At 54.8% G+C, this 12,016-nt stretch carries 11 protein-coding genes; 7 read left to right on the top strand and 4 right to left on the bottom strand.

Annotated features, from left to right (window positions below):
• Window positions 1-155 precede the first annotated feature (155 nt).
• Together F384_RS20135 and F384_RS20130 are read left to right on the top strand one after the other, a co-directional pair.
• Window positions 156-1,871 carry a solute:sodium symporter family transporter gene (locus F384_RS20135; protein ID WP_046492374.1) on the top strand — a complete coding sequence of 572 codons (1,716 nt, stop codon included), beginning with the start codon at window positions 156-158 and terminating at the stop codon, window positions 1,869-1,871.
• A complete protein-coding gene (locus F384_RS20130) occupies window positions 1,868-3,361 on the top strand; it encodes a sulfatase-like hydrolase/transferase (protein ID WP_046492371.1) in 1,494 nt (497 codons plus the stop codon). Before F384_RS20135 ends, F384_RS20130 begins: the two co-directional genes overlap by 4 nt.
• Window positions 3,362-3,401: 40 nt before the next feature.
• On the opposite strand, the gene F384_RS20125 is transcribed toward F384_RS20130, so the two are convergent.
• Window positions 3,402-3,851, bottom strand: coding sequence for a hypothetical protein (locus F384_RS20125; RefSeq protein ID WP_046492368.1), 450 nt, complete (start codon window positions 3,849-3,851; stop codon window positions 3,402-3,404).
• A gap of 103 nt (window positions 3,852-3,954) precedes the next feature.
• On the opposite strand from F384_RS20125, the gene F384_RS20120 reads away from it, so the two are divergent.
• From F384_RS20120 to F384_RS20110, 3 genes are read left to right on the top strand one after another with little or no spacing between them, the layout of a single operon-like run.
• Window positions 3,955-4,302, top strand: a complete 348-nt coding sequence (locus F384_RS20120; RefSeq protein ID WP_046492366.1) for a YidH family protein — start codon at window positions 3,955-3,957, stop codon at window positions 4,300-4,302.
• A complete protein-coding gene (locus F384_RS20115) occupies window positions 4,292-4,654 on the top strand; it encodes a DUF202 domain-containing protein (protein ID WP_046492364.1) in 363 nt (120 codons plus the stop codon). Before F384_RS20120 ends, F384_RS20115 begins: the two co-directional genes overlap by 11 nt.
• Window positions 4,651-5,772 carry an anaerobic sulfatase maturase gene (locus tag F384_RS20110; RefSeq protein ID WP_162200251.1) on the top strand — a complete coding sequence of 374 codons (1,122 nt, stop codon included), beginning with the start codon at window positions 4,651-4,653 and terminating at the stop codon, window positions 5,770-5,772. The genes F384_RS20115 and F384_RS20110 overlap by 4 nt, the downstream gene beginning before the upstream one ends.
• On the opposite strand, the gene dsdA is transcribed toward F384_RS20110, so the two are convergent.
• Together dsdA and dsdX are read right to left on the bottom strand one after the other, a co-directional pair.
• Window positions 5,769-7,091, bottom strand: coding sequence for a D-serine ammonia-lyase (gene dsdA / locus F384_RS20105; RefSeq protein ID WP_046492360.1), 1,323 nt, complete (start codon window positions 7,089-7,091; stop codon window positions 5,769-5,771). The two genes, F384_RS20110 and dsdA, sit on opposite strands and share 4 nt — an antisense overlap.
• Window positions 7,092-7,108: 17 nt before the next feature.
• The gene (dsdX, locus tag F384_RS20100; RefSeq protein WP_046492358.1) at window positions 7,109-8,446 is read right to left on the bottom strand and encodes a D-serine transporter DsdX; all 1,338 of its coding nucleotides are present in this window, start codon (window positions 8,444-8,446) and stop codon (window positions 7,109-7,111) included.
• 230 nt (window positions 8,447-8,676) lie between these two features.
• Between dsdX and dsdC the strand changes: the two genes are divergently transcribed.
• Complete coding sequence (gene dsdC, locus F384_RS20095; RefSeq protein WP_046492356.1) at window positions 8,677-9,633, top strand: DNA-binding transcriptional regulator DsdC; 957 nt, start codon at window positions 8,677-8,679, stop codon at window positions 9,631-9,633.
• A gap of 57 nt (window positions 9,634-9,690) precedes the next feature.
• Window positions 9,691-10,740: a cellulase family glycosylhydrolase gene (locus F384_RS20090; RefSeq protein WP_046492353.1), complete on the top strand. Its 1,050-nt coding sequence runs from the start codon at window positions 9,691-9,693 to the stop codon at window positions 10,738-10,740.
• Here F384_RS20090 and emrD read toward each other — a convergent pair.
• The gene (gene emrD, locus F384_RS20085; RefSeq protein WP_046492351.1) at window positions 10,667-11,851 is read right to left on the bottom strand and encodes a multidrug efflux MFS transporter EmrD; all 1,185 of its coding nucleotides are present in this window, start codon (window positions 11,849-11,851) and stop codon (window positions 10,667-10,669) included. The two genes, F384_RS20090 and emrD, sit on opposite strands and share 74 nt — an antisense overlap.
• Window positions 11,852-12,016: the final 165 nt, after the last annotated feature.

Raw genomic sequence — 12,016 nt, 5'->3', positions numbered from 1 at the left:
CGGAGAATTATGCCCACAACCTGAACATAACAGAAGTTAATGGCTCAGGGATATGACGTATCAATTTTTATTAAATCTGACTGCCTGACCTGGTGCGCAATACCTCATGTCAACTCTACAGCTGCCAGGACATAAAGAAAAATAAGGGCTACGAGATGAATACGCTACAGATTTTGAGCTTTGTGGGTTTTACGCTACTGGTGGCGATAATCACCTGGTGGAAGTTACGTAAAGCGGATACCGGTTCGCAACAGGGTTATTTTCTGGCGGGACGTTCATTAAAAGCGCCAGTGATTGCAGCATCGTTAATGCTAACCAATCTTTCGACGGAACAACTGGTGGGGTTGACGGGGCAGGCCTATCGCAGCGGGATGTCCGTAATGGCGTGGGAGGTTATCTCGGCGATCCCGCTGATTTTTCTGGCGCTGATCTTTCTGCCGCGTTATCTGCAACGCGGTATCGCGACCATTCCTGATTTTATTGAAGAACGCTATGACAAAACGACCCGCATTATCATCGACTGCTGCTTTTTGATTGCCACGGGGATCTGCTTCTTACCGATCATTCTCTACTCCGGTGCACTGGCCTTTAACAGCATGTTTCATGTCACTGAAACGTTTGGACTCTCCCAGCATATGGCGATTTGGCTGATGGCGGTGGTGCTGGGGTTCTGCGGCATTCTGTACGCCGTTGTGGGTGGCATGCGCGCGATTGCTATTGCCGATGTGATCAACGGTATTGGTCTGGTGATTGGCGGTCTGATGGTGCCGCTGTTTGGTCTGATGGCGATGGGCAATGGCAGTCTGAGCGAAGGCATCACGCGCCTGACTCAGGATCACAATCAAATGTTGAACTCCATTGGTGGCAGCAATGATCCCGTACCCATTGGCGCAGCGCTCACCGGGCTTATCCTGGTGAACACCTTCTACTGGTGTACTAATCAGGGGATTGTGCAGCGTACGCTGGCGTCTAAAAGCCTGTCGGAAGGGCAAAAAGGGGCGCTGCTGACAGCGGTACTGAAGATGCTGGACCCGCTGATTCTGGTGCTGCCAGGTGTTATTGCGTTCCATCTGTTCCAGGATTTGCCAAAAGCAGATATGGCTTATCCGGCGCTGGTGAACAAAGTGATGCCGCTACCGCTGATTGGCTTTTTCAGCGCGGTGCTTTTCGGGGCCATTATCAGCGCCTTTTGTGGTTTTCTGAACAGCGCCTCAACGCTGTTTAGTCTGGGTATCTATCGCCGACTGATCAATGAACAGGCTAGCCCCGATCAACTGGTTACCATTGGTCGGCGTTTTGGTTTCATCGTGGCGGTGGTTTCGGTGCTGGTTGCGCCGTGGATAGCCTACGCGCCGCAGGGGCTCTACAGCTGGATGAAGCAACTCAACGGTATCTACAACGTCCCTCTGGTGACCATCGTCATCATGGGATTCTTCTTCCCACGCATCCCGGCACTGGCGGCGAAGGTGGCAATGGGGCTTGGGATTGTCAGCTACATCACCATCAACTACCTGGTGAAATTCGATTTTCATTTCCTCTACGTACTGGCCTGTACGTTCTGCATCAACGTCGTGGTAATGCTGATTATTGGTGCCATCAAACCGCGCGCTACGCCGTTTAAATTTCACGATGCGTTCGCTGTTGATATGGAACCGTGGAAAAACGTCAAGATCGCCTCTGTTGGCGTCCTGTTTGCGATGATTGGCGTCTATTCCGGACTGGCGCAGTTTGGGGGATATCACTCTCAGTGGCTGACGATTATCAGCTACGCCATCGCGGCGGCCGTGGTGGTTTATTTGATTTACAGCAGTTGGCAAACACGCCGTTTCGTCACTGCGCACAGTGTCTGCGACGCTAAGGATAAAACATGACCCGTCCTAACTTTCTGTTCATCATGACGGATACACAGGCGACCAACATGGTGGGCTGTTACAGCGGTAAGCAACTGAATACCAAAAATATTGATAGTCTGGCGTCCGAGGGCATTCGCTTTAACGCCGCGTATACCTGTTCACCCGTCTGCACCCCTGCGCGAGCGGGGCTGTTTACCGGCATATATGCTAATCAGTCTGGTCCCTGGACCAACAACGTCGCGCCGGGGAAAAATATCTCCACGATGGGGCGTTACTTTAAGGATGCGGGCTACCACACCTGCTATATCGGTAAATGGCACCTCGATGGACATGATTACTTTGGTACCGGCGAGTGTCCGCCGGAATGGGACGCGGACTACTGGTTCGACGGCGCAAACTACCTGGCGGAGTTGAGCGAGCAAGAGATCAGCCTGTGGCGCAACGGTCTGAACAGCGTGGAAGATTTGCAAGCCAACAACATCGATGAAACCTTCACCTGGGCGCATCGCATCAGTAACCGGGCGGTGGATTTCCTCCACCAGCCTGCGCGAACCGACGAGCCGTTTTTAATGGTGGTTTCGTATGATGAGCCCCATCATCCGTTCACCTGCCCGGTGGAGTATCTGGAGAAGTATCAGGACTTTTACTACGATCTGGGACCAAAGGCGCGCGATACGCTGGTGAATAAACCTGAACATCACCGATTGTGGTCGCAGGCGATGCCTTCTCCGGTGGGCGATGACGGGCGCTATCACCACCCGCTCTATTTTGCCTGTAATGACTTTGTCGATGACCAGATTGGCCGGGTGATCAATGCGTTAACGCCGGCACAGCGGGAGAACACCTGGGTGATTTATACCTCCGATCACGGTGAAATGATGGGGGCGCATAAACTCATCAGCAAAGGGGCGGCGATGTACGATGACATTACGCGCATCCCATTGATTATTCGCTCACCACAGGGCGACCGCCGCCAGGTGGATACGCCGGTAAGTCATATCGATCTGTTACCGACAATGATGGCGCTGGCGGGCATCGACAAACCCGCTATTTTGCCGGGTGAAAACATCCTGACCGCAGAATCTCCACGGGGCGTGATGGTGGAGTTCAACCGTTACGAAATCGAGCATGACAGTTTTGGCGGCTTTATCCCGGTGCGCTGCTGGGTCACGGATGAGTACAAACTGGTGCTGAATTTATTTACCAGTGATGAATTGTATGACCGACGTAACGATCCCGATGAGCTGCATAACCTGATTGATGCCGACGAATTTGCCGACGTTCGCTGCCAGATGCATGATGCGCTGCTGGACTACATGGATAAAATCCGCGATCCGTTTCGCACCTATCAGTGGAGCTTACGGCCGTGGCGCCAGGACGCGCAGCCGCGCTGGATGGGGGCCTTTCGACCGCGTCCTGAAGATGGCTACTCGCCGGTGGTACGCGACTACGATACCGGTTTACCAACGCAGGGGGTAAAAGTGGAGAAGAAAAAACAGAAGTTCTGAGCAATATGCCGGATGAGCGTAACGCCATCCGGCAAACAGACTAGACCGGTGAAACGCCGCTGAGCCAGGAAAATATCAGGATCAACAAAATAATGGCGCATAGTAATCCGATGCCAAAGATCAGAACATGAAACGCGAGTGCGCTTGTGCCGAAGAGTAATGCGCCACGGATACCCCAGCGATTCTCTTTGCGCATGCCGCCGATAAATGCACAGGCCAGCGCAAGGACGGCAAGAGCAATCCCGCTGTTATCCAGTATTTTATCGATATCAACAGGGTTGGTTTCCTCGACGACAGAGGGTATTTCTCCTCTGAGTCCAGCAACAATGCCCTTTTTGACGGCAGAAACCTTCTCTGCAATCACGTTCTCCAGCCGTGGCGGCGTAGAGGAGAAAGGGCCAAAAGAGAAATGGAAAATACCCAGGATCAACGCAATGGCGCCGAAGAGCATTCCCAGTGAGCTACATTTGTTTTGCGTTATGATATCCATCTGATTTCTGATTTCCCTGTGCTGAATGATGTAAACCCTATCAGTAATATGGCGTTCGCAATTCTGAAAGTGAGCAGAAATAACCGCAAATACAGGAGTCAAGATGAAGATTTCCCGCCTCGGAGAAGCACCGGATTACCGTTTCTCGCTGGCAAACGAGCGTACCTATCTGGCGTGGATCCGCACTGCGCTGGGTTTTCTCGCCGCTGGCGTCGGACTTGACCAACTGGCGCCGGACTTCGCCACGCCGGTGATCCGCGAACTGTTGGCGCTGCTGCTTTGTTTGTTCGCTGGCGGCCTGGCGATTTACGGTTATCTGCGCTGGTTACGCAATGAAAAGGCGATGCGGTTGAAGGAAGATTTACCTTATACCCGCAGCCTGCTGGTTATCAGCTTGATTTTGACGATTGTGGCGATCGTTGTGATGGCGCTGGTGCTGTATGCCGGATAGCCGTAAGGCCCGTCGCATGGCCGATCCGGGACTGCAACCGGAACGCACATCGCTGGCCTGGTTGCGCACACTGCTGGGTTATGGCGCGCTGATGGCGCTGGCGGTGAAACATCACTGGCATCAGGCGGGATTCCTGTTCTGGGTCTCGATTGTGGTGCTGGCAATCGTGGTTGTCATTCTCTGGCGCTATACCCGCAAGCGTAATCTGATGGATGTCTCGCTCCTCGATTTTTCACAATCTCGTGCGGTTCGTGACAAATTTATGATCTCCCTCGCGGTGTTATCTCTTGCAATACTGTTTGCTGTAACGCACGTTCGCCAACTTATCCTCTTTATCGGAAATTTTGCATGACAGGATGTCAGGTCATGGCCAAACCGGCCAGTTCACGTTGTAACCTGGATTGTCGTTACTGCTTCTACATTGATAAACCCGCCCACCCGGTTATGGATGACGCAACGTTATCGACGTTTATTCAGCAGCATATTGCCGCGCAGCCCGGGCAGGATGTCCTGTTTGCCTGGCAAGGGGGGGAACCGACACTCTGCGGTCTGGATTTTTTTCATCGCGTGGTGGAATTGCAAAAGCAGTTCGGCGCGGGAAAACAGATCCAGAACGCTTTTCAGACCAACGGCATGTTGCTCAATGACGCATGGTGCCGCTTTTTGCGCGACAACAACTGGCTGGTGGGACTCTCACTGGACGGTCCCGCCGATTTACATGATGCCTTTCGGGTCAGCCGTCGCGGAAATCCTACCCATCACAACGTTATCAATGCGCTGCAAAAACTGGTCGAATACCGTGTGGAGTTCAACCTGTTGGTGGTGGTGAATCGCCTTAACAGCGGCCAGCCAGAGCGGATGTACCACTATCTTCGCCAGCTTGGGACGCCATTTTTGCAGTTTATTCCGCTTGTTGAGCGGGATGAACACGGCAGGCTGACGGCGGAATCGGTCGAGCCGCAGGCGTGGGGTCAGTTTCTCAACGCGGTGTTCGATATCTGGGTGCGGGAAGATATTGGCCGCGTATACATCCAACTCTTTGATTCGATGCTGGGCGTATGGTGCGGCTATCCGTCGCAAATGTGTACGTTAAGTCAGGACTGCGGTCACGCCTTTGCGCTGGAGGCCAATGGTGATTTGTATCAGTGCGATCATTATGTCTATCCGCAATACCGGCTGGGCAACATTCATCACACCTCGCTGAAGGCGCTCAATGCCAGTCCGCAGGCGAAAGCCTTTGGGGAGCTGAAAAGCGCCACGTTAAGCGCAGCGTGTCAGGCCTGTTCGCTGCTGCGCTTTTGTCATGGTGACTGTCCAAAGCATCGGGATGAGAGCGGGAAAAGCGTGCTGTGCGCCGGATACAGTGAATTTATCCACTATACCGCGCCGCACATGCGCGTGATGCGCGATCTGATCAGGCAGCATCGCTCACCGGCAGAGTTGATGGCGATGCTGCGCACAGGGCGTTAGCGCCCTTTCGTCAGGTATTGCGCCATTTCTGCTTCTGGCACCATGCCGCCGCCCGTTGCCCAGACCAGGTGCGTTGCATTATTGAGTTGCTCAGCGCTAATGCCTTGCATCTGCTGATAGTCAGTCGATGCACAGACGCGCTGAGGCCCGGCCATTCCTGCCAGCGCTGACGGTTCCAGACGAATGTTCTCCTCCTGCGCCAGCCAGCCCAGCATGTCGTACATAGACCGATCGCTTAAGGTATACAACCCATCGAGCAGGCGTTCCATCGCTCTGCCGACAAAGCCTGATGCACGTCCGACCGCCAGACCATCTGCCGCCGTCAGGTTATCGATACCGATATCCTGCACGGCGATGCCATCGTGCAGCCCGGTATACACGCCCAGCAGCATACACGGGGAATGGGTGGGTTCAGCGAAGAAGCAGTGCACGTTATCGCCAAATGCCAGTTTCAGACCAAACGCCACCCCGCCGGGACCACCGCCCACGCCGCACGGCAGATAGACAAACAGCGGGTGATCGGCATCCACCACGCGGCCTTGCTGGTCGAATTGCGCTTTCAGACGCTGTCCGGCAACCGCATAACCTAAAAACAGCGTGCGGGAGTTTTCATCGTCGATAAAGAAGCAGTTCGGATCGGACTCCGCTGCTTTGCGGCCCTGCTCAACCGCCACGCCGTAATCTTCTTCGTACTCGACAACCGTGACGCCGTGGCTGCGCAGTTTGGCTTTCTTCCACGCCCGGGCATCAGCAGACATATGCACCGTGACGTTAAAGCCAATGCGGGCGCTCATAATGCCGATAGACAGCCCCAGATTACCGGTTGAACCCACCGCGATACTGTACTGGCTAAAGAAGGCTTTGAACTTTGGAGAAAGCAGAACGCTGTAGTCCTCTTCGGGAGTCAGCAGACCGGCTTCCCGCGCCAGTTTTTCGGCGTGCGTCAGGACTTCATAAATGCCGCCACGCGCTTTAATTGAGCCGGAAATGGGCAGATGGCTATCTTTTTTCAGCAGGATTTCCCCGCTGATTTTCTGTCCGTACTGTTTTTCCAGACGGTGTTGCATGGCCGGAATGGCGACGACCTCAGATTCAATGATCCCCCCGGTTGCCGCGGTTTCCGGGAAAGCTTTGGCCAGATACGGTGCGAAGCGCGCCAGACGGGCGTGGGCACCTTTAACATCTTGTTCCGTCAGCCCCACATAAGGTAAACCTTCGGCCAGAGAGGTGGTTCCCGGGTTGAACCAGGTCGTTTCTCGCAGAGCCACCAGATCCTCCACCAAAGGATACTGGGCGATGAGTTTTTGTATGTTTTCCATAGGACGTCTCTTTGCGCTTAGATGATAAAGGAAAGCAGGAATGTGCAAGCCAGTGCAATGACCGAGGCGATAAATGTCGCGGTCGTATAGTATTTGAACGTCTCATTCAGGGTGGCGCCGCAGTATTGCTTAACCAGCCAGAAGAGGGAGTCGGTGACGATCGTGCAGCCAATGGCGCCAGAACCGATGGCAATGGCGATGATCTCCGGACTGACGTTGGGATACATCGGCAGCATCGGTGCGACAATCGCCGTGGCACCCATCATCGCCACCGTGGCAGAACCGACCGCCGCGTGGAGAATCAGCGCGACCAGCCAGGCCAGCAGAATCGGGTGCATATCCATGTTGGAGAGGATCACCGCCAGCGTGTCTGCCAGAGTGCTGCTCTTGAGGATGGCGTTGAACGCACCGCCCGCCCCGATAATCAGCAGAATATTGGCGATGGAGCCAAAACCGTTTTCAGTATGGGTGAGCAGTGCGCTCATGCCGATATGCTGGCGCAGACCGAGAATGTAATACGCCACAAAGACGGCGATAAACATGGCCGTGATCGGGTTGCCGATAAATTCCAGCAGGGTGTACAGCGTGCTGCCTTTGGTCATGTTCAGTTCAGCCACGGTTTTCACCAGCATCAAACCAATCGGCAGCAGGACGGTAAACAGCGTTGCACCCAGCGACGGCAGTGTGCTTTCCTCGCGTACTTTGAGGTCTGCAAACTCAGCAGGAACCGGTTTGAACGGCAGGCGATTGCCGAGAAACTTCAGGAACAGCGGGCCGCCGATCAGCGACGCCATCAGGCCAACCAGCAGGCCGTAGACGATCACCGAACCAATATCCGCGCCCAGTTTGTTGGCAACAAACAGCGCTGCCGGGTGCGGCGGCACAACGCAGTGAACGGCCATCAGTGCGGTACACAGTGGGATAGCCAGTTTCAGCAGCGAGGTGTTGGTTTTTTTCGCAATGGAGAACGCCAGGGGAATTAACAGCACCACGCCAACTTCAACGAACAGCGTGATCCCGCAAATCAACCCCACCAGCACCATAATGACGTCAGCAGAGAGCCAGCGGCAGCGCTGTAGCGTTAAGCCGATACGTTCCGCCGCGCCGGAAACCTCCATCATTTTACCGAGAATGGTGCCCAGACCGATGACCGCGGCGAGGAAGCCGAGCGTACCGCCGATCCCGCTTTCGATGGCATTGACCATATCCAGCGGCCCCATGCCCATCATGGTCCCGACAAAGAAACTGGCGAGCAGCAGCGCCAGGAACGGGTGGAATTTGAATTTCACGATGGTCAGTACAATTAACACAATGCTAATCAGCAGCGTGCTCACAACCCAGATTTGAGAGTGCATATCTCACCTTGCCCTGTGATTTACCTGCCACTATTGGACAAAAATTCGGCGTGGGCTGACAAACGATATAAATCCTTGTTCACATGAATCAGATTGAATCAAAGAGGTGATTTGCATCGAATAATCGCTCAATTTTGCGATATGGTTCACTCTCATTCATCTTTTTGCTGATTTTTTCTGCGGCTTTTTTTACACTTCGCCGGACTGAAGTTGACGTCATCGAGGTACGCATGGAACCCCTTCGCGAAGTCAGAAATCACCTCCTGAACGGCTGGCAATTATCCAAACTGTACACATTTGAAGTGGCGGCCCGGCATCAGTCGTTTGCGATGGCCGCAGACGAGTTATCGCTGAGCCCCAGTGCTATCAGCCACCGCATTAACCAACTGGAAGAGGAGTTGGGGATCCAGCTTTTCGTGCGCTCGCACCGCAAAGTGGAGCTCACCCATGAAGGTAAGCGGGTGTTCTGGGCGCTGAAATCGTCGCTGGATACGCTGAACCAGGAGATCCTCGATATCAAAAATCAGGAACTCTCCGGGACGCTGACCGTCTATTCTCGCCCGTCTATCGCGCAGTGCTGGCTGGTGCCTGCGCTGGGTGATTTCACCCGCCGCTATCCGTCGATTTCGCTCACCATATTAACGGGCAACGACAATGTGAACCTGCAGCGCGCCGGGGTCGATCTGGCGCTCTACTTTGACGATGCGCCGTCGGCCCAACTGGAGCATCACTTCTTAATGGATGAAGCGATTCTCCCCGTCTGTAGTCCGGATTATGCCCGGCGCTTTGATTTAATGGGTTCACTGGTGAATCTGCCACATTGTACGCTACTGCACGATCGTCAGGCCTGGAGCAATGATTCAGGGACCGACGAGTGGCACAGCTGGGCGCAACATTTTGCAGTGAATTTGCCGACATCGTCGGGCATTGGCTTTGATCGTTCCGATTTAGCGGTGATTGCTGCCATGAATCATATCGGCGTGGCGATGGGACGCAAACGGCTGGTACAGAAGCGACTGGAGAGCGGTGAGCTGGTCGCGCCTTTTGGTGAGATGGCGATGACCTGTCACCAGCATTACTACATAACGACGTTACCCGGCAGACAATGGCCGAAAATTGAAGCCTTTATCCACTGGCTGCATGAGCAGGCGAAGTCGTTTTCCAAAAGCGAAACTGCTACGCAGTAAATAAAAAAGCGTGCTAAATACGTGATATTGCGCCTGCAAAAATTGCTGAGGGTCATCGTGATTAAACCACTTGTCTCGCTCTTTGTGTTTGCCAGTTTCGCCCTGGGGGCAGCACCATCGCCGCTGACGGCGGCACATTATGCGCAGCAACTTGGTGTGGGAATGGACGTCGACTGGGCGCGCACTGAACAAGGTATCCGGGAGTTCGACCCGCTGGTGGTACGGGACTTCAACGCGAAAGGAATACGCCATGTGCGTATTCGGGTAAGCGGAGAACCCACGGAGGCGCGGCTTATTCATCTGCGCAAGCTGGTGGAGGCCTGCGAGCAGTATGGCGTGATCCCCATTATCGCTTTTCAGGCGGACGAGTATAAAAATGACCCCAGTGCGAGCAACGAAAAAGAGGTGACCAACTGGTGGGTCGCGGTGGCGCACTATTTTGCCCACAGCGCACCGTTGCTGGGATTTGATCTGATTTACGAACCGGCGGGGAAACTGAATCATAATCTGGCGTCCCTGAACCGGGTGTACGACAAAACCATCCGCACTATCCACGCCATCGATCCGCAACGAATGATTTTTGTCGCGCCACGTCTGCGTGCCGCGCCGGAAGATCTGCCCAATCTCAGGCTGCCGCCGCAGAGCCAGAGCTATGTCCTGGCGCAATGGCATATCTTCCCGTGGGGGCCGGTGAAAAATAACGGCAAATACCCCTGGACGTCGGGTACGGCGACAGAGAAAGCGGCAATTCGTGCGCGCATTAATACCGCTGTGCGCTGGCAGCAAAAAAGCGGACATGTCAGTTGGGTTGGGGGGTGGGCCACGGGAGAAACCAGCAAGAATCCACCGTCCTCTTCACAGCTCGCCTTTGCCACGTTCATGGCATGTGAGCTGAAGAAGGTGAAAATTCCCTACGCGATCAACACCGATACGCAGTTTTACGATGGGGAAGAGGGGGCGTGGCGGCCCGCGCTCGAGCCGCTGTTAATGGCGATGATTGCGCCGGACTGCGAAACGCCCGGCCACGCAGTCATCAAATCGCCTGCCCCTGGTGTGAAAAACGCGCCGCCAGCGGCAACCAGCACAGTAAAATCAGCAGTCCCATAAGCGTCATCAGCAGGCCGAGACTGCCCTGCCCGGTTTGCGGCAGCATGGCAGAAAGCCACGCCAGTACGCCAGAACCGATGTTTTGCAGACCGCCCACCAGCGCGCCCGCGGTACCCGCGAGGAACGGGAATGGCTCCATCGCGCCGCTGGTCGCCAGCGGGAACAGCATCCCGGCGCCGAAGAAGAACAGCGCGGCGGGGATCAGCAGCGTCCAGACGTTCATCACGCCGAACCAGCCGGGTATCCACATCATCAGCCCTGCCAGCAGGCAGCTCACCACTGACTGCCACATCAGCGTAGAGAAGCGCTTATTCGGGCGACCGGCAAACCAGGCACCGAAAAACGCCGCTGGGATCGGCAGGATAAACAGGATGCTCACCACCAGGCTGCTCAGCCCTAACACCGCGCCCATCAGCACGCCGGAACAGGCTTCGAACACTGCGATGCCGGCCAGTCCGCCAATCAGCATCAGCAGGTAGCAGTTAAACGCGCTGTGACCAAACAACGTTTTATAGCTGGTCATCAACCGCGTGCGCGGTGCGCCAGTGGGACGTGTTTCCGGCATCCAGCGCGCCATGCTGAAGGTGACGCCCGCACAGAGCACGAGCAGGAAAACGTAGCAGGCGCGCCAGTTCCACATCGTATCCAGCAGTCCGCCAATCAGCGGTGCCAGCAGCGGGCTGACCAGAATGCCCATATTCAGCATGCTGTTAGCGTGGCGTAGTTGCGTGCCTTCGTACAGATCGCGCGGCAAGGTTCGCGCCATCACCCCGCCGACACCGGTGCCCATCCCCTGCAACGCGCTGGCGGCGATCAGCACCGTCAGGCTGTGAGTCGTTATAGCGACCAGCGTGGCGAGCATAAAAATCGACATCCCAATGAGGATCACCGGGCGGCGTCCGACGCGGTCGGAAAGCGGGCCATAAAACAGTTGCGACACGCCATAGGTCAACAGATAGGCTGCCATAACGCTTTGCACGGCCCCTTCACGAACGTTTAGCTCGCGTGCCATGTCGGCAATGGCTGGAATATAAATGGTTTGCGCCATCTGACCCACAGCCACAAGTAATACCAACATCAACAACAAATTGACGTTTCTCTGCCTTTTCATTTCGCTGAATACTTTTCAAAAAGAGAAAAAATAAGAATAAGGTGCTGCGCATTCCCATAAATGCGAGTGAAATCTACCACACTAAAAAAAGAAGGCCAGATGGCAGGCGGGAATGGAAAGGGGCTGAACGGCAGGATATGTAAACAAAAAGCGGCAACAAATGTT

The sequence above is a fragment of the Citrobacter amalonaticus Y19 genome, from assembly GCF_000981805.1.
Lineage (GTDB): Bacteria > Pseudomonadota > Gammaproteobacteria > Enterobacterales > Enterobacteriaceae > Citrobacter_A > Citrobacter_A amalonaticus_C.
This window is presented reverse-complemented; position numbering and strand designations above follow the sequence as displayed.